This window comes from Marinococcus salis, assembly GCF_054971365.1.
Genome location: NZ_JBQOJB010000013.1, coordinates 43,356 through 67,891, shown reverse-complemented (window position 1 = coordinate 67,891; position 24,536 = coordinate 43,356). Strand labels below are relative to the sequence as shown.

Sequence of the window (24,536 nt, the reverse complement as noted above, 5' to 3'; positions counted from 1 at the left end):
TTCTCCTTTTATACTCGAGTGAATTGTTTTAAAAAGCGCATATCGTTCGTGTAAAAATGCCGGATATCATCAATGCCGTATTTTAAGAGGGAGAACCTTTCCACTCCCATGCCAAAGGCAAAGCCGCTATAGATTTCGGGATCAAAGCCGCTCATTTCAAGCACACGCGGGTGTACCATTCCACACCCGAGCACTTCGATCCATCCAGTATGCTTGCAGATGCGGCAGCCTTCACCTGCACAGATGCCACATGAAACGTCAAGCTCTGCAGATGGCTCTGTAAACGGGAAGTAACTCGGGCGGAGACGGATTTCTCTTTCCTCCCCGAAGTATTCCTTCACAAATGTTTCAAGCACTCCTTTTAAATCACTCATTCGAATATTTTCGTCAACCATCAGCCCCTCAATTTGCATAAACTGATGGGAATGGGTAGCATCATCATCATCCCGGCGGTATACCTTGCCCGGGCAGATGATTTTCACCGGGCCTTTGCCTTGGTGACGCTCCATCGAACGGGCCTGGACGGGAGAGGTCTGCGTACGCATCAGCAGATCGCTGCTGACATAAAAAGAGTCCTGCATGTCCCGGGCCGGATGATCTTTTGGCAGATTCATCGCTTCAAAGTTATAATAGTCGGTTTCTACTTCCGGGCCTTCTGTCACTTCAAAGCCCATCCCGATAAATATGTCTTCGATTTCTTCAACCACGCTTGTCAGCGGGTGCTTCGCCCCGCGTTGGACCGGGCGTCCGGGAAGTGTCACGTCCAGTGTTTCATTTTTGAGTTTTTCCTTTAATGCTTCGTCAGCAAGCATTTTCGTCTTTTTCTCCAAACGCTCCTGAATGGCTTCACGTACTTCGTTTCCCTTCTGGCCGACCACAGGACGCTCTTCCTTGGACAGCTGCCCCATTCCCCGGAGCACTTCCGTAATAGGACCTTTCTTTCCTAAGTATTTTACTCTTACCTGCTCCAATTCTTTTGTGTCTCCAGCTTTTTCAATCTGCTGCAGCGCTTCCTGCTGCAGCTCTTCCAAGCGTTCTATCATATCCTGGTTCCCTCCATTTTTATGCCAAATAAAAAGAGCCCTCTCCCTGAAAAGGGACGAAGGCTCGCGGTACCACCCTTGTTAGCTGCAGTGCACAGCTCACTTTCCTGTAACGACAGGTTCCGGCACGCTTTTCTTCCACGAGGAATACTCCAGCGGCTGCTCCGAAGTGAATTCACAAATCCTTACTGTAAGGTATTTTCAGTCCACGATACCTTTTCCCTGGTCAGCAGGAAGCAATGCTACTACTCTTCATCTGCGCATTTGTGTTTATACGTTTCAATATGCATTATTATAGAAAAAGCCCGGCCCAATTGCAACCATCACCAATCCGTCTGCTTCAAATGGTACAGCAGGATGCCGGCTGAAACCGCAGCGTTTAATGATTCTGCCTGTCCCGGGATCGGAATATACAGGTTCTGATCGGTCCGCTCGAGCCATTTCTTTTGCACACCTGCTCCTTCATTGCCAATGATTAACGCAAAATAGGGCTGCGGCTCCAGGGCTGAATACGACGTTCCTTCTTCAAGTGAAGTCCCAAAGCACGGAATATCCGTTTCCTGCAGCCATTCCAGCCATTCGCCCAGATCCTCCTGCAGAACCGGAACATGAAACAGTGATCCCTGCGTCGCCCGGACCACTTTTGCATTGTATGCATCCACCGTGCCTGCCCCGAGAACAACTACACCTTTTCCAAGCGCGTCGACCGTCCGGATGATTGTTCCCAAATTGCCAGGGTCCTGAATGCTGTCGACTAAAACAAAAAAAGAATACCCGCCGCTTTTGACATTGGAAAATTCAGGAACCCTGCATACAGCTACGATATTTTTCGGCGTTTCGGTCGAGCTGATTTCTTTCATGACGCTTTCTGTTACTTCCGTTGCCGGGGTCGGTATTTCATTAAAAACCTGCGGCCACTCTTTGTGTTCTTCGATGAAAATTTCTTCAATCCAGGCCTGCGACCGCACGGCTTCTGTTAACGCGTGGTCTCCTTCAATTAAAAAGAGGCCCGACTTTTCCCGTTCTTTACGTTTATGAAGTTTTTTTATTTCTTTTACTTTTGGATTTTTTGCCGACTCTATCCGCTTCACTTCGTTGTCTCCCCCAGTATTTTCTCTCATCGTAGCACATTTTGCCTGGTGGCAGTAAGAAAACGAATAACCTTTCCGTCCGTAATGGAAGGAAAGGTTATTATTTTTATGCGTCGTACGTTAACGACTCTACTGTCTTCCGGTCTAAGCGCTTAGCAATTTCTACGATTAACTGCACGGCATGCTCAAAGTCATCCCTGTGCAGAATAGCCGCATGGGTATGAATATAGCGGGTCGGAATTGTAATAGCCATCGATGGCACTCCTTCTCCGGATAAATGAATAGAGCCGGCATCGGTGCCTCCGTTCGCCATCATGTCGAACTGAAAAGGAATTTCTTTTTCTTCAGCTACTCCTACAACGAAATCACGCAGTCCCTTGTGGGCGATAACAGAAGCATCCATCATCAAAAGCTGCGGTCCTTTGCCAATTTTTGCTTTAGCCTCGTTGCTTGCCACACCCGGAGTGTCACCGGCAATGCCCACGTCAACAGCAAAGCCAATGTCGGGCTGAATTTGGTTGGTTGCTGTTTTCGCACCGCGAAGGCCGACTTCTTCCTGAACTGCACCGACACCATAAATTTCATTCGGATGGGATTCGTTTTCGAGACGTTTGAGTACTTCGATTGCAATGGCACAGCCGATGCGATTATCCCAGGCTTTTGCCATTAGAAACTTTTCATTATTCATCACTTCAAAATCACATACCGGCACGACCGAATCGCCTGGGCGTACGCCGAAGGATTCTGCTTCTTCTTTACTCGAAGCCCCGATATCAATAAACATATCTTTAATTTCCATCGCTTTCTTGCGCTGCTCTGCCGGTAGAATATGCGGTGGTTTAGAACCGATGACACCAGTAATATTTCCTTTTTTCGTCATTACCCTCACCCGCTGGGCGAGCATCACCTGGCTCCACCATCCACCAAGAGTCTGAAATTTCAAGAAACCATTTTCATCAATCCCCGATATCATAAAACCAATTTCGTCCAGATGGCCGGTGATCATCAATTTCGGACCGCCCGCCTGGCCGGTTTTTTTAGCGATAAGGCTTCCGAGCCGATCGGTACTCATTTCATCAGCATACGGTGAAATGTACTGAGTCATCACTTTTCTCGGTTCCTGTTCGTTCCCCGGAACGCCGTTTGCGTCCGTGAGGTCTTTTAGCATCTGCAATGTCGGATCTAATTCTGCCATTTCATGCTGCCTCCTTTATGTATGGTTGTTTTACGCACACATGCAAAGGGAAAATATCATTAATGTCTTAAACTAATATTCTCATCAATACAAGCAGTGTGGTACAAGTTCTTCCATATTCAGTATAAAGAACTTTGCCCCGGGGCTCAAACATAATCTATCTTGCCCGGGTGCAGGTGAAACTTTTTAATATACTGTGCGTATATATTAGAAATGCTGAGGCTCATGTACGCTTAATCCGGTATATGCAAAGGAGGGTGTAAAGATTGGGAATTCTTTTGCGACTGCTGTTGCTGATTGCTCTCATTATAATCATATATTCGTTTTGGAAATACTGGAATAATTCAAGAAGAAAATTAGAAGCCGCCCATCAAAAAAAACAATTCTATCTGCTTGATGACCAGCAAAACGTACGTAAAAACCTGCTCGCTACGCATAAAGGCGTCATGTTTGAAGGAGAGAAATACGTAGGTACGACCGAAAAAGCATTTGAAGTGGTTACGATTTCGCTCTGGGTGATTGAAAGTGAGCATTTGCGCGGCTTCCAGCGGGAGGATTTCACCTTCCTTGAGCGGGAAATTCTTGCTCTTTACCCGGAGGCTGCCATTGAATGGAACAGCCCGGTGAAAGAGTTTATGCAGCAGCTTGAAGCGGAGCAGCCGGGAAAACGATAAAAAGCGGAACGCCCTATTGACGGGCGCTCCGCTTTTTTGCATTTTAGTTTAGGTTTGATTTCGCTTTTTCAGCAAGTTCTGCGAATGCTTTCTCGTCGTTTATCGCGAGGTCTGCGAGCATTTTACGGTTCATTTGAATACCGCCCTGCTTCAAACCATGCATCATGCGGCTGTAGGACAAGCCATTCAACCGCGCTGCTGCGTTGATACGCGCGATCCAGAGCTTACGGAATTCGCGTTTGCGCTGGCGACGGTCCCGGTAAGCATACTGCAGGGACTTCATTACCTGTTCCTGCGCTGTTTTAAACAGCGTATGCTTTGAACCTCTATATCCTTTCGCGAGTTTTAATACTCGTTTACGTCTGCGACGTGCCACATATCCGCCTTTTACTCTTGGCATCGTCAACCCCTCCTTAGCTTATATTAATTATTTGGTCTTGCTTATTTTTTCGTTTTCGGCAGTAGTGTCTTGATACGCTTGTAGTCGGATTTGGAAACAAGCTCCGGTTTACGAAGGTTACGCTTTTGTTTTTGGGATTTATGCGAAAACATATGGCTCGTGAATGCGCGTGCGCGTTTTACACGGCCGCTTCCTGTTTTGCGAAAACGTTTTGCTGCTCCGCGGTGAGATTTCATTTTTGGCATAAGTGACATCCTCCTTTTTTAATATAACGGGAAAAACCGCTGTCTATTCTTCTTTGCTGGACTCTTCTTTTTGTTCACGTTCCTGTTCTGCTTTTGGAGCAAGCATGAGGAACATGCTGCGGCCGTCCATTTTTGGCTTCGTTTCAATCGTACTCACGTCTTCACACTCTTTCGCAAACCGGTCCAGTACTTCTTTACCAATGTCAGAGTGGGTGATCATACGACCGCGGAAGCGGATAGCTGCTTTTACTTTATCGCCTTTAGATAAAAACTTCCGTGCATTGCGAAGTTTTGTATTAAAGTCGTGTTCTTCGATGCTCGGGCTCAAACGAACTTCTTTAACATTGATCGTTTTTTGCTTTTTCCGGGCTTCTTTTTCTTTTTTCTGCTGTTCAAAACGGTATTTACCGTAATCCATAATACGGCAGACAGGCGGTTTCGCATTTGGAGCGACAAGAACGAGGTCAAGGTTTTCTTTCCCGGCCAGCTCTAAAGCTTCATTTCTTGATTTTACTCCAAGCTGCTCTCCGTTAGCGTCGATGAGTCGAACTTCACGGGCACGGATGCCCTCGTTTACCTTTTGGTCCTTACGAATAATAAGCCACCTCCAGAAATTTAGTGCGCGGGGCTTCCACGCAAATGCTTACCATTGGCACAACGAAAAAACGTGCAGGCACCCTCTGAAGCAGAGAAGCGCCCACACGTATACAGAATATATGCTCTACACATTCAATATATTGATAAAAACCAGCCAACGTTTGTCGGTCAGGTGAGAAGCGGGCGCTTCTTCTTTAGGGATTAATTATTTTCACACTAGGACATCGTAGCACGGAGCCAACAAAGCGTCAACCATTTTAGCAATATTCATTAATGGCCCCAGTTACATTTTCCACAAAATCTTCTAACGGCTGCGATTCTGAGTCCTGCTGGCCGTACCTTCGTACATTTACGGCGTTTGCTTCCTGCTCCTTGTCTCCGAGCACAAGCATGTAAGGTATTTTTTGCGTCTGGGCTTCACGGATTTTATAGCCGAGTTTTTCATCCCTTGTATCCACTTCCACCCGGACGTCTGAGGCCTGGAGCGCCAATTCCACTTCTTTGGCATAATCAAGGTGCACATCAGGAGAGACCGGTATAATTTTTACCTGGACAGGAGACAGCCACGTCGGCAGGGCGCCTTTATATTCTTCAAGCAGAAAAGCGATGAAGCGTTCCATGGTGGAAACGATTCCCCGGTGGACTACTACCGGGCGATGCTCGCCGCCGTCGCTTCCGACATACGTGAGATCAAAGCGTTCAGGCAGATGGGTGTCAATCTGGACGGTCGAAAGCGTCTCTTCCTTGCCCATCGCTGTTTTCACCTGCACGTCCAGCTTCGGGCCGTAAAATGCTGCTTCTCCTTCGGCTTCTACATATTCAGCATCAATAGCATCCATCGCTTCTTTAAGAATACGTTCGGAATTCTCCCACATCTGGTCGTCGTCCACATATTTTTCTTTATCTTCCGGATCCCGGTAGGAAAGCCGGAAGGTGTAATCTTTGATGCCAAAGTCATGATAGACTTCACGAACGAGCCGTACAGCACGGATGAATTCATCCTTCAGCTGGTCAGGACGGGCAAAAATATGCCCGTCATTTAGCGTCATCGCCCGTACCCTCTGCAGTCCGGCAAGCGCCCCGGATTTTTCATAACGGTGCATTGTTCCAAGCTCTGCAATGCGTACCGGCAGATCGCGATAGCTGTGTTTCTTATTTTTGTACACCATCATATGGTGTGGACAGTTCATCGGCCGGAGTACGAGTGTTTCATTATCCATTTCAATCGGAGGAAACATATCATCCTGGTAGTGGTCCCAGTGGCCCGATGTTTTATAGAGTTCAGACGAGCCGAGCACCGGCGTATACACGTGGTCGTAGCCAAGACGCACTTCTTTATCTACAATATAGCGTTCGATGATCCGACGGATCGTCGCGCCATTTGGAAGCCAAAGCGGCAGGCCCTGGCCTACTGTCTGGCTGGTCGTGAATATGTCGAGCTCTCTGCCTATTTTACGGTGGTCCCGCTCTTTAGCCTCTTCAATCATTTTCAAGTGATCATCCAGTTGGGACTGCTTTTCAAACGCCGTCCCGTAAATACGCTGAAGCATTTTATTATTGCTGTCCCCGCGCCAATAAGCTCCAGAAATATTCATCAGCTTAAACTTTTTCAGCTTAGACGTCTGCGGCACGTGGACGCCCCGGCATAAATCGACAAATTCGCCCTGCCGGTATAGTGCAATTTGCTCTCCTTCCGGAATGTCTTCGATCAATTCCAGCTTCAATTCATCGCCAAGCTCTTTAAAAAAGCGGATCGCTTCGTCCCGGGACACTTCCTCACGAATAATTTCAAGATTTTCATCGACGATTTTATTCATTTCTTTTTCGATTTTTGGCAGGTCTTCCGGAGTTAGCTGATGCGGCATGTCAATATCGTAATAAAAGCCGTTTTCAATTACTGGCCCCACCCCAAGCTGTACGTCATCAAAAAGCCGTTTCACGGCTTGGGCCATCGCATGTGCCGTACTGTGCCGGAGTACTTCAAGCCCTTCCGGCGATTGGTACGTGATGATTTCGATCTGTCCATTTTCCCTAAGTGGCGTGCGGAGATCGACCATTTTTCCATTCATTTTCCCTGCCAGTGCGTTCTTTTTCAGTCCGGAGCTGATCCCGCCGGCTAGTTCCTCTGTCGTTGTGCCAATGTCATATGATTTTTCATTTCCGTCTGGAAATATGAGGTTGATTGTCTGTTCTGCCAATGTGAATTGTCCTCCTTTTGTAACTGTAATAAACAGAAAAATACATAAAGAGCCCGCCCCTCGAAAGGGGCGGGCTCAGCCGCGGTTCCACCCTAGTTTCCGCCCCACTCGCAGAGACGACTCTATCCGGGTAACGGCCGGGGACCCGCCGACAGATACTAAGGTTCCCTGCCGGAGCTCCGAGGGGGTAAAAATAAAACGGTTCGTGGAGAACTTTCAGCCGCGGTTCTCTTCTCTGGGACGCCTGTTTTATTTTCATGTCCTCTTCTTTGCATTTTCCTTTTCGCTATTTCAGCATAGCGAAAAGCTCCTTATCATGCAACCAGTAGTTAATTTTGCATAACAAAGTCTTTTTCGCTGTTTTCTTCTCCTTCAAACACACGGAGTGTATGGTACTTCGTATTCCGCTGCGCTGGCGTGTAGCCTGCTTCCCGTATTAAACGAAGGATCCGGTTGATGTTTACCTTGTGGGTGGTGCCCGCTGAAGAAACGACGTTCTCTTCCATCATCGTACTGCCAAAGTCATTACAGCCGTAGGAGAGGGAGCGCTTCCCTGTCTCTGGTCCAGCAGTCACCCACGAGGACTGGAAGTTCGGGATGTTGTCCAGGAATAAGCGCGAAATGGCTACGTTCCGGAGATAACCCTCTGGTGTAATACGTTCGCCTTTCATGCTCGTGTAGTCCTGCTGGAAGGTCCAGGAAATGAATGCCAAAAAGCAGTTGGATTCGTCCTGGGCCTCACGAATGCGCCAAAGGTGTTCGGCCCGTTCTTCGTTTGATTCGCCAAAGCCGATGACCATCGTTGCGGTACCGTGCATGCCAACTTCTTTAGCCATTTTCATGCAGTCGATCCATTGGTCGGCCGTGCACTTCAGCCGGCTGATCCGTTTTCTTGTTTTCTCTGTAAGAATTTCGGCACCGCCGCCAGGAAGAGAGTCGAGCCCTGCTTCATGCAGAGCCGTCAGTACTTCTCTCAAGGAGAGGCCGGATACTTCCATCATTTTGTACACCTCTGCCGGAGTAAACGAGTGCATCGTCACATCCGGAAAATGGTTTTTTATTTTCTTGAGCAGGTTTGTATAGTATTCAAATGGGAGATTCGGGTTGGTCCCTCCCTGCATCAAAATTTCGTCTCCTCCAACGTCCTGGAGTTCTTTAATTTTCTGCAGAATCTGGTCATCTGAAAGAAGGTAGCCCTCTTCTGAGCCCGGGCGGCGATAAAATGCACAAAAGCGGCAGAATGTATCGCAGACGTTGGTGTAATTGACATTTCGTCCTATGTTAAAGGTAGCAACAGGCTCGGGATGCCAACGTTTTTTAATTTCATTTGCTGCCGCTCCCATTTTTTCTATTTCATCGCTTTCATACAAGCGCACAGCGTCGTCCATGGTCAGTCGTTCTCCGTTTAATGCACGTTCTAATATTCCATCAATGCTCATTTTTGTATACCCTCCAGAAAATTCCTTTGTGGCGCTCGCATGAAAATACCGCGAATCCAACCCATTTTCTGCATGCTGGGCGCTATCATCATGTTAGCATATTTATTTGTATTATACACATAGAATGTCCTGTATATTACCAATTATCCCCGGCGGTTCTGCCCGTCCATAAATACTTCTTCTGTGAACGGACGGATCCGTTCCATTATTCTTTTTGCTTTCAGCCGCTCATTTCCGCCTTTCTGGGAATAGGTCAAATGCTCTTCAAGTTCACTGTAATCATAATTAGACGTATAGACGGTAGGCAGCTTTTCCATCATCCGGTACTGTAGAATGACGCCTAAAATATCATCTCTTGTCCAGGCGCTCATCGACTCGGCTCCAAGATCATCGAGGACGAGTACCGGTACACCTTTAACGCTGTCCACCTTTTCCCGTACGGTATTGTCCGATAACGATTCTTTAATCTCCCGGAAAAAGTCCGGCACATGCACAATCATCGAGCCAATACTCCGCTCTGCCAATTCATTCATAATAGCCCCGGCAATATACGTTTTGCCAACCCCGAATTTTCCGTACAGGTAAAGGCCCTTTCCATCTTCACCGGGAACGGTGGTCGATGCAAAATGAAGTGCTGTGGTCCCGGCCTTCGCTCTTGACTGGTGGTCCATATCCACCTGGTCAAAGGAAGCGTGCAGTATTTCTTTCGGAATATAATAGCTTTTAATCAGCGACTGCCTTTTTTTCTTTTCGTCATCGTGTACTTTTAATGAACAGCGGTGATAGGCAACCGTTACTTTTCCCTTGTCTTCCATCAGCTCTGGCTGATACCCCTGCATCAGGTTGGGACAGTTTTCAAGCCCTGGACAGGCATCACAGTTGCTGCGCTCCCGTTTGTATTCAAATAAAGCCGCCTTATTTTTTTCGTATTCTTCCGTAGGTATGTGCGGATGACGGTGCTTAAAATCGATCACTCCCGGATAGGCAAATACTTCTTTTTCAAGTCTTGCCATCCGCTCTTTCCAGCCTTTATCCATCCATCCGTTTAACGAGGAACCAATCGAATCCATCCAGCTGCCTCCTTTCGTTTAACGATTCGCTCTTTCCCGGCGTTCTTTCAGCATTTCCTCAAAACGTTCCCTTTCCTTCGAAAGCTGTTCATCCCTCGCGGTATTTACATCTTCTGCTGGCTTATTTTCCGACTGTTCTTCTTTTTCCATCCATTTCGGCAGCTTATCGTTTCGAACATACCCCTGCTGCCGTTTGTTTGCATAATTGTTTTTAGGCGCCATTCGTTCCTGGGCCTGCTTGTGCTCTTCTTTCGCAAGCTTCATGGCGTCCTCTACGGTATGTACTTTTTTCCTTGTCCACTGGCCCGCAATTTTATAAACGAGCGCTTTGCTTAATTTCATATTGTTATTCTGCATCACGTAATCGGTCAACACGTTGACCACTCCCGGGGATAAACGGTAGCTGAACAAAAGCTCTTCAACAAGGTAGATATCAGACTCCGGCACTGTGGCTCCGCCAGCAACAGAGCGAAGAAAAGTCACCGGGGAGGTTTGTTCATAAAACTGCTTCATCTGCTCCTGTTCAGACAGGGGACGTCCTTTTGCCGGGGTATGCTCCCTGTGTTCTGTTTGCGCACGATTCCCGAGCGCCGGGGGAGCTGCCCCGTGCTCCATGCGATAATGATTTTTCGATTTTCTGCGCAGGTCTTCTATATTTACTTCGTCGTCTGCCGATAAAGACTCCTGAATCACTTTTCCCATATCAATCGGTGAGAGCTGGTACACAAAAGCAAGACGGCGGACAGTCTGCTGCAGCGACGGCGTTAACAGCTGCGTGCTGTTAAGAAAGGAAGGAAGTGAAGCCTTTAATAGTTCCATATCGAACCCATTCTCTTCAAGCTGCAGACGCGATGGTTCACTGCCTCCTATAAATTCAGTCCCTTCTTCCGCCGGAGGCGGTTCGGAAGCCATTTCCGACGCATGCAGAGAAGCAAACACTTCATTGAAGGAAGCCGTAATTTCTTTTGCTTCTTCAGGTACAGCTGTAATACCGAAGCGCTGCCGCAGCTGAATGTATTTGTTTTTTCCGAGGCGATTATACAAAAATACGCTTAAAACGTCGTCCTGGAAAAAAGCCCGCGGCGACATTGGAGGCTGGATGTCATAAACAAATGTTTTGTCCTGCGCCTGTGTCTCTAATTCATAAACTCTGAGAAGGCCAATGCCTTCAAGCATGCGCCGGGCGGCATAAATTTCATTTAGAGGCATCTGCAAAAAAGCCATCAGCTCGTGATGGGTGGCTTCGGAGCTTTCATAGCAGTCTTTTTCCAATTTATTCTGCAGGGTCTGGTAGAGAGCGATCGCTTTGCTTCCAACTAACGGCTGGTAGAGCATAGACATTGTTTTATCGGTGCTCTCGCTGAATTCTTTGCTTGTGCGAACATAGTACCCGTCCACCGGTTTTACTTCCATCCAATGCAGACTCAAAGCGCCGCCCTCCTTTTTATGATTTAGATGAATCCTCTTTGTTTTCTTTATCAATCAGCTCTTTTAACTCATTGATAAATACATTTATATCACGGAACTGGCGGTAGACAGAAGCGAAACGGACATAGGCGATTTCATCAATATCTGCGAGTTCTTCCATGACAAGCTCTCCAGCTTCCTCGCTTTTCACTTCCGTCCGTCCCTCTTCCCGCAGTTTATTTTCCACCCTTGAGACAATACCCTCGAGCGTTTCCATCGGGATCGGCCGCTTTTCACAGGCCCTGATCAGGCCCCTTAGCATTTTTTCCCGGCTGAATTCCTCCCGGTTTCCATTCTTTTTCACTACGACAAGCGGCAGTTCTTCCACAATCTCAAACGTAGTGAAGCGGTGGTGGCACGTATCACACTGGCGACGGCGACGAATGGACCGGCCTTCATTACTCGGCCTCGAATCCAATACACGTGTGCCATTGGAGTAGCATACTGGGCACTTCATTATTATCATCTCCAATTTGATGGACGATCTCTATTTTTATTGGTTCTATCATATCACACTAGCTCCTGTCAGGAAGATGACAATTTGCGTATTTCTTTGAATTCCTCTTCCTGCGGGCAATAAAAAACCGTTCAAGCACATCGTATGCTTGAACGGTGTTCATATACGCGTTATAAGGCGTTTGCTTCCGGGCGCTGCACGCGGATAGGCCCTGTACCACGGGGTATCTCTATTGTTTCTTCTGCTTCGGCACCGAGTGAGCCTGCAATATATTTTGCTGCCGTGTTCGGATCAATGTGATCGCCGCACGTATACACGTCAATGCTGGCATAGCCATGCTCCGGAAAGCTGTGAATCGTCAAATGCGATTCTGAAATAATAACGACTCCGCTCACACCCTGCGGAGCAAATTTATGAAAGATTACTTCTCTTATTTCAGCGCCTGCTTTCAAAGCGGCGTTTACAAAAATACGTTCGATTGCGTTTACATTGTTTAAAGTTTCTTCGTCACAACCCCACAGCTCGGAAATGACATGGCGTCCCATTGTTTCCATGGTACGTTTCCCCCTTTGTTTCTTTTTCTTCCATCATTAGGTCGCTTTATTTCATCGGCCCGTCACGTTTTAAAGGTTACTCTGGGGGAAAGTTAGTCCAATTTGGCACTAACCCTTGCAGTAACCGTTAGCAGGCCTGGAGATGTCTGAAAAACATGCATTTTTGCCATTAAGTTCAACGACATGCAGGCACGAAATCCAGTATACGATGTTTATTTGCAATTTGCAACCAGTTTTCCAGTGCAGAGGCTTTGAACCTTGCATATCTCTCTTCAATGCTTATATACGCTTTGTAGCTTCCGCGTACGATATTGCAGAAAAATAAACAAAAAGCGCCCCGCTTACGGGACGCTTTCCCATATTGACGATCTTTAAAACGAAGCAACAGAAGAATAGCCTACAGCTGGTTCACCAACCATCTTTACCAAATCTACGACCCGGCAGGAGTAGCCCCACTCATTATCGTACCAGGCAAGCACCTTAACCTGGCGATCGTTGATTACCATTGTGGAGAGCGCGTCGATGATCGATGAATGTTCATTTCCATTAAAATCCGTTGAAACGAGCGGATCCTCACAGTAGGAAATGATTCCTTTAAGCTCTTGTTCTGATGCCGTCTTAAGCGTTTGGTTAATTTCTTCTTCCGTCACCGGACGCTTCATGTCAATTACCATATCCACAAGCGACACGTTTGGTGTCGGTACACGAAGCGCCATACCGTTCATTTTCCCTTCCATGGAAGGAATCACCTCGGAGAGCGCCTTAGCTGCCCCGGTAGACGTCGGGATGATCGACTGTCCGCAGGCTCTTGCCCGTCGCAGGTCTTTATGGGGGTTGTCCATGTTATTTTGATCATTTGTGTATGCGTGCACGGTCGTTATTAAACCGCTTTCAATTCCGATTTTATCTTCAAGCACCTTTACTACCGGCGCAAGGCAGTTTGTCGTGCAGGAAGCATTCGATATCACGTGGTGGTTTTCCGCATCGTAATCTTCTTCGTTTACGCCCATCACGATAGTGGTATCGACTTCTTTTCCCGGAGCGGTTAATACTACTTTTTTCGCCCCAGCTTCTATATGCATTTCAGCGTCCGGGCCGCGGTTGAATTTGCCTGTCGCTTCGACCACAATATCTACGCCAAGTTCTTCCCACGGAAGTTCAAGCGGATTTCGGTTTTGAAGCAGCCGGACCCTTCTACCGCCCACTACCATTTCGTCTCCTTCATATTTCACCTCAAGCGGAAACGGGCCATGCACACTATCATATTTCACCAGGTGAGCCAGTGTTTCAGGAGGATACATAGCATTGATGGCTTTCACTTCAACTTCCGGGTCCATCATTGCCTTTCGAAAAACCATACGCCCAATTCGTCCGAAACCGTTGATCGCTATGCTTGTTTTCATTTAATATCCTCCTCTGGAAATATGTTATACTTTTATGAGTAAAATCTAAAAATAGTATAACATATTGATAGCGTATTCTTGCAACCTATTTTTAAAAAATAACCACTTTCTTTTAAGGAAAGTGGTTATGCATACTTTTTTATATTATTCTCCACTGACGGAGCAGTTCGTTCACCTGGTTTTTTGTTTCTTTTTCTGTGCCCGAGTTATCAACTACTGCATCTGCCAGATGTCTTTTTTCTTCAAGGGGCATCTGCGATTTGATTCTTGCAGCTGCATCCTCTTCGCCCCGGCCATCGCGGTCGATAAGCCGCTGCTTCTGTATCGATTCATTTACGTAAACGACGATCACACGGTCGACCAGAAAATTTAAATTGTTTTCAAGCAGAAGCGGAATATCAAGCACCACATGCTCGTTCCCTTCACGCACAAGATTATCCCGTTTGGTCATCATACGCTGCCTGACAGCAGGGTGGATGATTTGGTTGAGCACCTGACGTTTCTCCGTGTCATTAAAAATGACCGAGCCTAGCTTTTTTCTGTCGAGCGTCCCGTCAAGCTGAAGGATTTCCGGACCGAAATGCTCAATAATCTGTTCAAGGGCAGGCTCTCCTGGTTCCACCACTTCCCGTGAAATTACATCCGCATCAATCACGGGAAGCCCCTGCTCCCGAAGAGTGTCTGCCACCAGTGATTTACCGCTTGCTATTCCGCCTGTAAGGCCGATAACCATTTCTTCCCCTCCTTCGTCTGGCATACTGGACAGTAATGAGTACCTCTGCCCGCTACTACGGCCCGTTCGATTTCATGCCCGCACACTTTGCACGGCTCTCCTTTTCTTCCATATACATACAGGTTTAATTGGAACGCACCAGCCTGCCCGTCCCCGTTCACATAGGAACGCACTGTGCTCCCTCCCTGTTTGACTGCTTCTTCTATCACTTCTGTTATTTGCTTTCGAAGCACCTCTATGACTGGCTCACTAAGATTTGCGGCCGGAGCGTCAGGCAAAATGCCCGACCGGAACAGTGCTTCATCCACGTAAATGTTCCCAAGGCCCGCAATAATCGATTGATCGAGCAGTACTGCTTTGATGCTGCGTGATGTTTTCTGAAAACGGGTGCTCAAATACTCAGCTGTAAAAAACGGATCAAGGTAGGGCTCCGCCCCCAACTGATTTAGCGGTTTTTCGCCCCATTCCTCGCCGCGGTCAAATACATGCATGGTGCCAAACTTACGTACGTCACGATAGCGGAGCTCCGTGCCGTCGGTGAAATGAAAACGCACATGCGTGTGCTTATCCGGCTCCCCGCCGTCACTCCATTCATATCGGCCTTCCATGCGCAAGTGGGAGACAACTGCCAGATCTTCGAGATAAATAACTAAAAATTTCCCTTTACGGTGCACCCGATCAATCGTTTTGCCCCCAAGCATCATTGAAAAGGCTTCATGGTCATCGGGCCGCTTAATAATGTTTGGCCAGTATACTTTTACGTTTTCTACGGTTTTTCCAACGGCCGTCTGTTCTAAATTCCGGCGGACCGTTTCAACTTCCGGTAATTCGGGCATTCTTTCCTCTCCTTATTTCGCATCGTACCATGTCGGCCCCTGGGCCACGTCTGCCTTTAAAGGGACCGACAGCTCAATTGTCTGTTCCATCAGCTCCGGCACAAGCTCCTGCATGGTTTCCACTTCGTTCTGTGGCACTTCAAAAATCAATTCGTCATGCACTTGAAGCAGCAGGCGGCTGGCTAAGCCTTTTTCTTCAAGGGCTTTACTTACATCCACCATTGCCTTTTTTATAATATCAGCAGCCGTCCCCTGAATAGGAGTATTCATGGCCGTTCTTTCAGCAAAGCTGCGCTGGTTAAAATTGCGGCTGTTCATGTCGGGGAGGTACCTGCGGCGGTGCAGAAGCGTCGTAACAAACCCGTCGCGCCTGGCCTCATCTTTAATATCATTCATGTAGTTCTGCACATTAGGATAGCTTTTTAAATAGCTTTCAATGAATTCTTTCGCTTCGTTTCTCGTGATGCCAAGACTCTGTGAAAGCCCATAGTCCGAGATCCCGTAAACAATCCCGAAGTTCACGGCTTTCGCACTTCTGCGCATGTTTGATGTCACTTCGTCCTGCCCGACGCCGAAAACATCCATCGCCGTTTTTGTATGAATATCCATGTTGTTTTGAAAGGCTTCTTTGAGTCCTTCATCGTCCGCGATATGAGCGAGCACCCGGAGTTCGATCTGCGAATAATCTGCCGAGAGGATGGACCACCCGGATTCAGAAGGAATAAAAGCTTTCCGGATACGCCGGCCTTCTTCAAGGCGGATCGGAATGTTTTGCAGATTCGGCTCTGTCGAACTCAGCCGGCCTGTCTGGGTAATTGCCTGGTTAAACATTGTATGGATTTTGCCGGTGGATGGGTGAATTACTTTTAAAAGTCCTTCGATATACGTAGATCTCAGCTTCGAAATCTGGCGGTACAACAGCAGGTTTGGAATAATTTCATGCTGATCCCGGAGCTTTTCGAGTACATCTGCCGACGTGGAGTAGCCAGTTTTTGTTTTTTTAACAGCAGGGAGCTCAAGCTCTTCAAATAAAATCGGCCCAAGCTGTTTCGGTGAATTAATGTTAAATTCACGACCAGCCTGTTTATAAATTTCTTTTTCAAGCTCGGCAAGACGGCCGTCCAGTTCATCACCGATAGTCTCAAGCTGGGAACGGTCCACGCAGATCCCCTGGGTTTCCATTTGTCCGAGCACGAGCGACAGCGGCATTTCCAGTTCTTTAAACAGTTCGAGCTGCTCGTTTTGCTTTAGATCCTCCTCGATTTTCCCCTGAAGCCGGTAGACCGCTTCACCTTTACGGATCAGGTGCTCTGCCAGTGCTTTCTCCTCCGGCTTGGTGCGCTTTGCCCCTTTGCCGTACACAGCTTCGTCGGTATCCACTACCTGCAGATTCCGGCGTTTCGCTATATCAGACACATGATGAGACGATACGGAGGGATCAATTAAATACGAAGCAATCAATGTGTCATGGGTAATCCCCCGAAGCTCCAGGTCATTCCACCCAAGAGCAACCACGGCACGTTTTGTATCAAATGTATATTTTTCCCTCGATTCGTCTTTAGCCCATGCCTGAAATGCTTCGCTCTGCAGTGCATTCTCCGTGGAAATAAAATACCGTCCGGTTTCGTTGATAACTGCTATCCCCCATATGCTCCCGTGATGGTAATTTTCTTCCGGCACTTCCACAACCAAAGCCGACGGAGACACAAGCATGTCCTCCTGGACGTCTGTAACATGCTTATACGCCAGTTCATCGAAGATCTGCTGCGCTTCATCCACATCGTCAAATTTATTTAACAGCGTTTGAAATTCCAGCTCACGGAAAAGATCCGTTACTTCTTTTACATCGTAGTCTTCATGCTTTAATTTCGAAAGCTCGAGATCGAGGGGGGTATTTCGGTATATAATAGCGAGTTCCTTGCTCATTTTCGCCTGCTCTCTATTCTCTTCGAGTCGCTCCTTCATCTTTTTCCCGGAAATTTCATCAATGGATTCCAGTACTTTGTCCACAGAGCCGTATTCCTTTAACAGCTTTAATGCGGTCTTTTCCCCGATCCCCGGGACGCCTGGAATATTGTCCGAGCTGTCTCCCATAAGGCCTTTCATATCAGTGATTTGAAGAGGATCAAGGCCGTACCGCTCCCGAATGGCATCCGGGTCGTATAATTCCGTATTCGTTATTCCTTTTTTGATAAAGGAAACGTGAACACGGGGGCTGACTAGCTGCAACAGGTCCCGGTCCCCGGTATAAATGCGCACGTCCCAGTTTTCCTCTTCGGCCTGCTTCGAAAGCGTACCGATAATATCATCCGCTTCGTAGTTTTCCTTCTCGATGTAAGGAACTTTAAAAACGTCCAGTACCTCACGAATAACTGGCAGCTGTTCGGATAACTCAGAGGGCGTTTTTTCCCGGCCGGATTTATACTCACTGTAAGTATCATGGCGAAAAGTTGTTTTCCCGGCGTCAAATGCGACAAGCACATGGCTTGGGTCCTCATCCTCTAAAATTTTCAAAAGCATGGTTGTAAAGCCGTAAATGGCATTGGTATAAACGCCTTTATCGTTATTTAAAAGAGGCAGGGCAAAAAATGCCCGATAAGCAATACTGTTTCCATCCAATAACACTAGTTTACTCAAATTATTGTCCTCCTTATTTCAAAAAGCCAAACCGGCTTCTTATGTATAGCACCTAATGTACTTTCATGTTCATCGTTATATTTTATCATACACCGCGTGCAGCGTCAGAACGTCCACTTGAAAAAGCACAAAAAAAGAACGAAAGCCAAGGGGTGCTTTCGTTCCAGAGGGGATGCAGCCCGCTGCAGAAACAAGCAGCGGATGAAAACCCGTTCGACCACTATGTTATAACATAAATGTAAATGACTTATGGATTAGAGATTAAGAATTTGTAAATTCTTCCTCTTCCATATTCCGTGACTTCGGAAAGCGCAGTGTAAATGTCGTCCCTTCGTTTTTTCTGCTGTGCACTTCGATACGCCCGCCATGGGCATCCGTCAAGTGTTTAACAATAGCCAGCCCGAGTCCAGTGCCTCCAGAGCCGCGGCTTCTGGCTTTATCAACGCGGTAGAACCTTTCAAAAATACGCGGCAGTTGTTCGGGACTAATGCCAATGCCATTGTCCTCCACTTCAAGCACTGCCTCTTCCGCTTCTTCAAACAGCCGGACCTGCACTTCGCCGCCTTCTTTAGTATAAATAATCGCATTGTTTACCAGGTTAATAATAATCTGTTTTATCCGGGCTTCGTCCCCGTCCATATAAATTCCAGTGTCAATACGGGAAGTGAGTAGCAAGTGCTTATCGATCGCTTTAGATTCAAGAAGCCGCAGGGCTTCTGTTATTGTGCTGCTCATGTCAAAACGGCTCCGGTTTAATTCAAAGTAATCCTGTTCAATTCTTGAAAGTTCCAACAGATCACTGATTAAATCCTGAAGCCGGTCGCTTTCTTTCCACATAATTTCCAGGAATTGCCTGCTTAACGCTTCATCATGCATGGCCCCGTCAAGGAGCGTTTCGGTAAAGCCTTTTACTGATGTCACCGGTGTTTTTAATTCATGCGAAACGTTAGCCACAAAATCTTTTCGCACTTCCTCAAGCTTTTTCAACTCTGTAATATCATGCAAAACGAGTACGATACCCCGCAGCTCTTCATTTTCTCCAAGTACTGGGGCCCCGTATACATGGAAAAAACGCACTTCAAGCTCATGCAGCATCTGGACGGTGGCGCTCGTCCGGCTTTCAGTTAAAAATATCTTCTGGATGAGCTTAATGATCTCTTTTTCATCCATCGCTTCATAATACAATAAATTGAGCCATTCACTTGTATCCTCTTCAAAAACGCGGGAGCAATAGGCATTCATCAGTGTAATTTCGCCGCGGCTGTTTATAAAAACCAGCCCGCTCTCCATCGTATTAATCAGGGTCTCAAGCCGTTCCTGCTGCTCCTGGTTTTCCTTTGTCACGCTTTCAAGGTTAAATGCGAGCACGTTAATAGAGCGGGTCAGCTGGCCAACCTCATCCTGGGCGCTTCCATAAGCACGGGCACTGAAATTGCCTTTAGCCAGTTCATTGGCCGTTTTTGTAGCCTGGGTGATCGGTTTGGTCAATTGATTTGTCACTTTGGTTGTAATGTATAAAATGATTAAGAGCGCTACACCAAAGCAGCCAATCAACGTTCCCCAAATCAGCCAGTTAATCGCGTTAATCCGTTCGACAGGTATCGCAAGTCTCATATAATACGTATAGTTTTCATACGAAAAAGGCACCGCGTAATATAAAAGCTCTGCTTCCAGCGTATTACTGTATCGGATGTTACTTCCTTTACCACTTTCACGGGCCTCCTCTATTTCCGGACGTCCGAAATGATTGTCGAGTTCCTCTGATTCAGCTTCTGTTTCTTCAATAACCTCTCCGGTTTCATTCAAAATCGTCACACGGACATCCAGCTGACTGCTTATATTCTGGGCCAGTGCTTCCCAGTTTCCTTCCTCCCGCTCTTCAGCAATAGAGGCAGAAAGGTTGGCCTCTCTTTCCAGACTATTCTCGAGCTCCTCCACATAAAGGGAACGGACAATTTGCCCTATCACAAGCCCCACGACGGTCAAAACGATTAAAATAATCGCCATCAAGGCTACAATCAAGCGGGTGCGGAATCGCTTCATGCAGGCGCGGGCTCCTCAAATTTATAGCCAAGACCACGGACTGTTTTGATGTATACCGGTTTTTTCGTATTCGGTTCAATTTTTTCACGTAGATGACTAATATGTACATCGACAATTCTCGTGTCTCCGACAAATTCGTAATTCCATACTGCATTCAATAGCTGGTCACGCGTAAGCACCCGGCCTTTATGATTAATTAAGTAGACGAGCAGTTCAAATTCTTTCGGAGTCAGTTCAAGTGCTTCTTCCTGCACGTATGCTTCATAATTTTCCGGATATACTGTTAAGTGACCGATGGTTTTACTTTCTATTTTTTCCATTTCCGTTTCCTGCCCGGAATAGTCCACTCTACGCATGATGGCCTTAACACGGGCGACCAGCTCGCGCGGGCTGAACGGCTTTGTCATATAATCATCGGCTCCAAGTTCAAGACCGAGCACTTTATCAAATTCTTCGTCTTTTGCAGTAAGCATCAATATTGGAACCTGTATTTTTTCAGTCCGGATTTTCCGGCACACCTCGAGGCCGTCGATCTCTGGAATCATCAGATCCAGCACAATTAAATCGTACTTTACCTGCTGTGCTTTCCGGATTGCTTCCACGCCGTCATAAGCGGTATCCACCGTGTATCCCGACTGTTCGAGATTGTATTTTAACAGCGTTACGATAGATTCTTCATCGTCTACTACCAACAACCTTGTTGCCATATGAACCCTCCGCCTCTCAGCGCCCCCCTTGGCCCTGATTATTTTCCCGAGCTGCTGCATCTGTCACATTCATCATACTATAAGCGAACAGTACAGCTCAATGTTTATCGCTTTTCGTCTGCAAGCAAAAAAAGACTGCCTGTACGATACAGGCAGCCCGCAGTACTTCTTTAATCGTTCGGTAAGGCCTTCATGACATCACGAACAGAATCAGCAGAAGTATTCAATTGGTTTTGTTCTTCCTCTGTCAGCTCGAGCTCGATAATTTTTTCCAGCCCGTTACCGCCAAGAATGGTCGGGACTCCGAGGTAAAGATCATCATATCCATATTCGCCTTCAAGATAAGCAATAGATGGGAGCACGCGCTTTTTATCCTTCAAAATAGCTTCGACCATTTCTGTAAGAGCAGCAGCAGGGGCATAGTACGCACTTCCATTACCAAGAAGCTGCACAATTTCTCCTCCGCCCTTGCGTGTGCGTTCAATAATGGCGTCAATACGTTCTTGGGATATGAGCTTAGTCAGCGGCACTCCGCCAGCGTTCGAATAACGGATCAGCGGTACCATGTCATCTCCGTGGCCCCCAAGAACGAATCCCTGGATGTCTTCCACAGAAATACCGGTCTCCTGGGCAACAAATGTGCGGAAACGTGCCGTATCGAGCACCCCGGACTGGCCGATAACACGGTTTTTAGGGAAGCCGGATTCTTTATACACAGCATACGTCATTGCATCTGCCGGATTCGTGAGCACGACAATAATGCATTCCGGTGAATGTTTCACAATTTCTTTTGTGACAGATTTCATGATTTTTGCATTTGTATTAATCAGATCATCCCGGCTCATTCCCGGCTTTCTTGCAATACCTGCTGTAATTACGACAATGTCCGACCCAGCTGTATCAGCGTAATCCGAGGTGCCGGTCACATTAACATCCGACCCATTTACCGGAGTCGACTCGAGCATATCGAGTGCTTTCCCTTTTGTCGGTCCTTCATTGTCCGGGACATCTACAAGCACTACATCCCCGAGCTCTTTCTGGGCAACCATAAGAGCCGTAGTAGCGCCTGTAAAGCCGCCTCCTATAACTGATACTTTTCTGCGCGTAATAGCCATGCGTGCTCATCTCCTATCAATTGATTGGATTACATATTGCTGATTAGAGCGTCACCGAACTCAGAGCACTTCACTTCTTTTGCTCCGTCCATCAGGCGTGCGAAGTCATAAGTAACGACTTTGCTTCCGATGGTTTTGTCCATGGATTGAAGCACAAGCTCGGCAGCTTCATTCCAGCCAAGGTGACGAAGGAGCAGTTCACCGGACAGGATTACAGAAGATGGATTTACTTTGTCCAGGCCGGCGTATTTTGGCGCTGTGCCGTGTGTCGCTTCGAAAATAGCGTGCCCTGTCTCATAGTTGATGTTGGCGCCCGGCGCAATACCAATACCGCCAACCTGTGCAGCGAGGGCGTCGGAAACATAGTCGCCGTTCAAGTTCATCGTGGCTACTACATCAAACTCTTTCGGACGTGTCAGAATCTGCTGCAGGAAGATGTCTGCGATAGCATCTTTTACAATGATTTTGCCTTCACTTACCGCTTTATCCTGGGCAGCATTTCCTGCTTCTTTGCCTTCTTTTTCTACGATTTCATCGTATTCGCGCCATGTGAAGACTTTATCCCCGAATTCACGCTCCGCAAGGTCGTAACCCCAGTTTTTGAAGGAGCCTTCTGTAAACTTCATGATATTACCCTTGTGTACGAGGGTTACACTTTCACGGCCTTCATCAAGAGCGTATTGAATTGACGCACGCACGAGACGCTCAGTACCTTCTTTGGAAACAGGTTTTACGCCGATTCCGGATGTTTCAGGGAAACGGATGTTTTCGGATCCCATTTCGTTTTGCAGGAAGTCGATTACTTTTTTCACTTCATCCGTGCCTTCCTGGAATTCAATGCCGGCATAGATATCTTCTGTATTTTCACGGAAAATCACCATGTTGACGTCTTCCGGGCGCTTCACTGGAGAAGGCACTCCTGTAAAGTGCTGAACCGGGCGCAGGCACGTAAACAGGTCAAGCTTTTGGCGCAGCGCCACGTTCAGGGAACGGATGCCTCCACCGATAGGAGTAGTGAGTGGGCCTTTAATAGCGATTAAGTATTCACGGATAGCATCCAGGGATTCTTCCGGAAGCCATTCGCCTGTTTTGTCATAAGCTTTCTGTCCTACAAGGATTTCTTTCCAATGAATTTTCTTTTCTCCGTTATAGGCTTTTTCTACAGCTGCATCCAATACTTTCTCCGCTGCTGCCCAGATGTCCGGGCCGATGCCGTCCCCTTCGATATACGGAATAATCGGTTCGTTTGGCACCGTTAAGTTACCATTACTAGTTTGAATTTTTTCTCCATTAGACATGAATAAATCCTCCTTTAATATAATAAACCTTTACTTTTCCCGGGCACTGGACCGTGCCCGGGGCTGCTGAAGCTGAAAGCAAGACAAGCGAAGTGCTGCTTTTTAAAGTCTTTCTTACCGCTCTTCAAGAGAAACATACTTTTTGTTTTCCGGGCCAACGTATTCGGCGCGCGGACGGATTAAACGATTGTTTTCATACTGCTCAAGAATATGGGCAATCCATCCGGACGTGCGGCTGACAGCAAAAATTGGCGTGAACAAGTCATGGTCGATGCCGAGACTGTGATATACGGACGCCGAGAAGAAGTCCACGTTTGGCAGCAATCCTTTTTCATTTTCAATTTTTTCTTCAACCTTCATCGACATGTCATACCATTTCGATTCTCCGGTCACTTCTGTCAGCTGGCGGGACATTTCGCGCAGATGCTTGGCACGCGGATCACCGGTTTTATATACCCGGTGGCCAAAGCCCATAATCTTTTCTTTGTTATCAAGAAGCTTCTGCACATGACTGTCTACATTTTCAGGAGTGCCGATTTCTGTAAGCATTTCCATCACACGCTCGTTGGCGCCACCGTGAAGCGGGCCTTTTAATGCCCCGATAGCAGCTGTGACTCCAGAGTACATATCCGAAAGGGTAGCCACACATACACGGGCGGTAAAGGTTGAAGCATTCAGCTCGTGGTCGGCATGCAGGATCATCGCTTTGTTAAATGCTTTGATGGACGTTTCATCTGGCTCTTCTCCGTTTAGCATATACATAAAGTTTGCCGAAAAGCTCAGTGCAGGATCGGGTTTGATTGGATCTTTACCTTTTCGAATTCTTGCAAAGCCTGTGACGAGAGATAGAATTTGTGACTGCAGACGCACAGCTTTGCGCTGGTTTGCTTCTTCGCTCATGTCGTCAGCTTCACTGTCATATAAGCTTAACTGGGACACTGCAGTACGAAGGGCAGCCATAGGACGCACTTTATCAACTGAATACTGTTTCATATAATCAAAGACCTCATCCGGAACGCTCATATTATCCATGAGCGACTGGCGGAAGTTGTTATATTCTTCTTTGTTTGGAAGCTCTCCGTACCAAAGCAGGTAAATAACTTCTTCAAAAGATGCATGCTCTGTCAGGTCATCAATATGATATCCCTGATACTTTAACACATCATCAACAATGGAGCTGACACTGGAAGTTGTAGCTACAACGCCTTCTAAACCACGAGTTGAACTCATTACACAATCTCTCCTTTAATTCAAAAAGTATAACGTATGTACCGAAGAAGAAAATGCTTACATTTTCCTTTTAATAAAACATACGTTTCAAAACAGAACGGTTG

General features: G+C 47.0%; 22 protein-coding genes and 1 other annotated feature. Of the genes, 1 reads left to right on the top strand and 21 read right to left on the bottom strand.

From position 1 onward, the window contains the following. Positions 1-8 precede the first annotated feature (8 nt). The 3 genes from pheS to ACTTK6_RS11665 all read right to left on the bottom strand — a co-directional run bounded on the left by pheS (position 9) and on the right by ACTTK6_RS11665 (position 3,329). Positions 9-1,043 carry a phenylalanine--tRNA ligase subunit alpha gene (gene pheS, locus ACTTK6_RS11675; RefSeq protein WP_079475788.1) on the bottom strand — a complete coding sequence of 345 codons (1,035 nt, stop codon included), beginning with the start codon at positions 1,041-1,043 and terminating at the stop codon, positions 9-11. Positions 1,044-1,092: 49 nt separating this feature from the next. Continuing rightward, positions 1,093-1,311, bottom strand: a binding site (T-box leader). A 55-nt stretch (positions 1,312-1,366) separates the two neighbouring features. Beyond that, the gene (locus ACTTK6_RS11670) at positions 1,367-2,134 is read right to left on the bottom strand and encodes a TrmH family RNA methyltransferase (RefSeq protein WP_079475787.1); all 768 of its coding nucleotides are present in this window, start codon (positions 2,132-2,134) and stop codon (positions 1,367-1,369) included. Between the two features lie 106 nt (positions 2,135-2,240). Then, positions 2,241-3,329, bottom strand: a complete 1,089-nt coding sequence (locus tag ACTTK6_RS11665) for a M42 family metallopeptidase (protein ID WP_462833505.1) — start codon at positions 3,327-3,329, stop codon at positions 2,241-2,243. Between the two features lie 266 nt (positions 3,330-3,595). On the opposite strand from ACTTK6_RS11665, the gene ACTTK6_RS11660 reads away from it, so the two are divergent. Continuing rightward, positions 3,596-4,003 carry a sigma-w pathway protein ysdB gene (locus ACTTK6_RS11660; protein WP_462833504.1) on the top strand — a complete coding sequence of 136 codons (408 nt, stop codon included), beginning with the start codon at positions 3,596-3,598 and terminating at the stop codon, positions 4,001-4,003. A gap of 43 nt (positions 4,004-4,046) precedes the next feature. Here ACTTK6_RS11660 and rplT read toward each other — a convergent pair whose 3' ends face one another. The 18 genes from rplT to citZ all read right to left on the bottom strand — a co-directional run bounded on the left by rplT (position 4,047) and on the right by citZ (position 24,432). Then, positions 4,047-4,403, bottom strand: coding sequence for a 50S ribosomal protein L20 (rplT, locus tag ACTTK6_RS11655; protein WP_079475784.1), 357 nt, complete (start codon positions 4,401-4,403; stop codon positions 4,047-4,049). Positions 4,404-4,444: 41 nt separating this feature from the next. Beyond that, complete coding sequence (gene rpmI / locus ACTTK6_RS11650; RefSeq protein ID WP_022793119.1) at positions 4,445-4,648, bottom strand: 50S ribosomal protein L35; 204 nt, start codon at positions 4,646-4,648, stop codon at positions 4,445-4,447. A gap of 43 nt (positions 4,649-4,691) precedes the next feature. Beyond that, positions 4,692-5,246 carry a translation initiation factor IF-3 gene (gene infC, locus ACTTK6_RS11645; protein WP_079475783.1) on the bottom strand — a complete coding sequence of 185 codons (555 nt, stop codon included), beginning with the start codon at positions 5,244-5,246 and terminating at the stop codon, positions 4,692-4,694. A 256-nt stretch (positions 5,247-5,502) separates the two neighbouring features. Next, entirely contained in the window at positions 5,503-7,443 is a 1,941-nt protein-coding gene (gene thrS / locus ACTTK6_RS11640; protein ID WP_462833503.1) for a threonine--tRNA ligase, read from the bottom strand. Between the two features lie 329 nt (positions 7,444-7,772). Further along, positions 7,773-8,882: a cyclic dehypoxanthinyl futalosine synthase gene (mqnC, locus tag ACTTK6_RS11635; protein ID WP_079475781.1), complete on the bottom strand. Its 1,110-nt coding sequence runs from the start codon at positions 8,880-8,882 to the stop codon at positions 7,773-7,775. 143 nt (positions 8,883-9,025) lie between these two features. After that, positions 9,026-9,952 (bottom strand): primosomal protein DnaI, encoded by a 927-nt coding sequence (dnaI, locus tag ACTTK6_RS11630; protein ID WP_079475780.1) that lies wholly within the window; start codon positions 9,950-9,952, stop codon positions 9,026-9,028. A gap of 18 nt (positions 9,953-9,970) precedes the next feature. Further along, entirely contained in the window at positions 9,971-11,380 is a 1,410-nt protein-coding gene (locus ACTTK6_RS11625; RefSeq protein WP_094908453.1) for a replication initiation and membrane attachment family protein, read from the bottom strand. Between the two features lie 16 nt (positions 11,381-11,396). Further along, the gene (nrdR, locus tag ACTTK6_RS11620) at positions 11,397-11,876 is read right to left on the bottom strand and encodes a transcriptional regulator NrdR (protein WP_022793114.1); all 480 of its coding nucleotides are present in this window, start codon (positions 11,874-11,876) and stop codon (positions 11,397-11,399) included. A gap of 170 nt (positions 11,877-12,046) precedes the next feature. Continuing rightward, entirely contained in the window at positions 12,047-12,430 is a 384-nt protein-coding gene (speD, locus tag ACTTK6_RS11615; RefSeq protein WP_079475778.1) for an adenosylmethionine decarboxylase, read from the bottom strand. A 371-nt stretch (positions 12,431-12,801) separates the two neighbouring features. Further along, the gene (locus ACTTK6_RS11610; RefSeq protein ID WP_079475777.1) at positions 12,802-13,833 is read right to left on the bottom strand and encodes a glyceraldehyde-3-phosphate dehydrogenase; all 1,032 of its coding nucleotides are present in this window, start codon (positions 13,831-13,833) and stop codon (positions 12,802-12,804) included. Positions 13,834-13,972: 139 nt separating this feature from the next. Further along, a complete protein-coding gene (gene coaE, locus ACTTK6_RS11605) occupies positions 13,973-14,566 on the bottom strand; it encodes a dephospho-CoA kinase (RefSeq protein ID WP_079475776.1) in 594 nt (197 codons plus the stop codon). Next, positions 14,539-15,402, bottom strand: a complete 864-nt coding sequence (mutM, locus tag ACTTK6_RS11600) for a DNA-formamidopyrimidine glycosylase (RefSeq protein ID WP_079475775.1) — start codon at positions 15,400-15,402, stop codon at positions 14,539-14,541. The genes coaE and mutM overlap by 28 nt, the downstream gene beginning before the upstream one ends. 12 nt (positions 15,403-15,414) lie before the next feature. Continuing rightward, complete coding sequence (gene polA, locus ACTTK6_RS11595; protein WP_079475774.1) at positions 15,415-18,039, bottom strand: DNA polymerase I; 2,625 nt, start codon at positions 18,037-18,039, stop codon at positions 15,415-15,417. Between the two features lie 261 nt (positions 18,040-18,300). Then, on the bottom strand, positions 18,301-20,082 hold the full coding sequence (gene pnpS / locus ACTTK6_RS11590; protein WP_462833502.1) for a two-component system histidine kinase PnpS: 1,782 nt from the start codon (positions 20,080-20,082) through the stop codon (positions 18,301-18,303). Next, positions 20,079-20,789: a response regulator transcription factor gene (locus ACTTK6_RS11585; protein ID WP_079475772.1), complete on the bottom strand. Its 711-nt coding sequence runs from the start codon at positions 20,787-20,789 to the stop codon at positions 20,079-20,081. The genes pnpS and ACTTK6_RS11585 overlap by 4 nt, the downstream gene beginning before the upstream one ends. Positions 20,790-20,959: 170 nt before the next feature. Further along, a complete protein-coding gene (mdh, locus tag ACTTK6_RS11580; RefSeq protein ID WP_094908447.1) occupies positions 20,960-21,904 on the bottom strand; it encodes a malate dehydrogenase in 945 nt (314 codons plus the stop codon). A gap of 29 nt (positions 21,905-21,933) precedes the next feature. Next, entirely contained in the window at positions 21,934-23,202 is a 1,269-nt protein-coding gene (icd, locus tag ACTTK6_RS11575; RefSeq protein ID WP_079475771.1) for an NADP-dependent isocitrate dehydrogenase, read from the bottom strand. A 114-nt stretch (positions 23,203-23,316) separates the two neighbouring features. Further along, complete coding sequence (citZ, locus tag ACTTK6_RS11570; RefSeq protein WP_079475770.1) at positions 23,317-24,432, bottom strand: citrate synthase; 1,116 nt, start codon at positions 24,430-24,432, stop codon at positions 23,317-23,319. Positions 24,433-24,536: the final 104 nt, after the last annotated feature.

Coding starts and splice junctions, on each gene's coding strand:
- pheS (WP_079475788.1), bottom strand. CDS start 1,043: ATGATAGAACGCTTGGAAGAGCTGCAGCAGGAAGCGCTGCAGCAGATT.
- ACTTK6_RS11665 (WP_462833505.1), bottom strand. CDS start 3,329: ATGGCAGAATTAGATCCGACATTGCAGATGCTAAAAGACCTCACGGAC.
- rplT (WP_079475784.1), bottom strand. CDS start 4,403: ATGCCAAGAGTAAAAGGCGGATATGTGGCACGTCGCAGACGTAAACGA.
- rpmI (WP_022793119.1), bottom strand. CDS start 4,648: ATGCCAAAAATGAAATCTCACCGCGGAGCAGCAAAACGTTTTCGCAAA.
- mqnC (WP_079475781.1), bottom strand. CDS start 8,882: ATGAGCATTGATGGAATATTAGAACGTGCATTAAACGGAGAACGACTG.
- dnaI (WP_079475780.1), bottom strand. CDS start 9,952: ATGGATTCGATTGGTTCCTCGTTAAACGGATGGATGGATAAAGGCTGG.
- nrdR (WP_022793114.1), bottom strand. CDS start 11,876: ATGAAGTGCCCAGTATGCTACTCCAATGGCACACGTGTATTGGATTCG.
- speD (WP_079475778.1), bottom strand. CDS start 12,430: ATGGAAACAATGGGACGCCATGTCATTTCCGAGCTGTGGGGTTGTGAC.
- ACTTK6_RS11610 (WP_079475777.1), bottom strand. CDS start 13,833: ATGAAAACAAGCATAGCGATCAACGGTTTCGGACGAATTGGGCGTATG.
- coaE (WP_079475776.1), bottom strand. CDS start 14,566: ATGGTTATCGGCCTTACAGGCGGAATAGCAAGCGGTAAATCACTGGTG.
- mutM (WP_079475775.1), bottom strand. CDS start 15,402: ATGCCCGAATTACCGGAAGTTGAAACGGTCCGCCGGAATTTAGAACAG.
- pnpS (WP_462833502.1), bottom strand. CDS start 20,082: ATGAAGCGATTCCGCACCCGCTTGATTGTAGCCTTGATGGCGATTATT.
- ACTTK6_RS11585 (WP_079475772.1), bottom strand. CDS start 20,789: ATGGCAACAAGGTTGTTGGTAGTAGACGATGAAGAATCTATCGTAACG.
- mdh (WP_094908447.1), bottom strand. CDS start 21,904: ATGGCTATTACGCGCAGAAAAGTATCAGTTATAGGAGGCGGCTTTACA.
- icd (WP_079475771.1), bottom strand. CDS start 23,202: ATGTCTAATGGAGAAAAAATTCAAACTAGTAATGGTAACTTAACGGTG.
- citZ (WP_079475770.1), bottom strand. CDS start 24,432: ATGAGTTCAACTCGTGGTTTAGAAGGCGTTGTAGCTACAACTTCCAGT.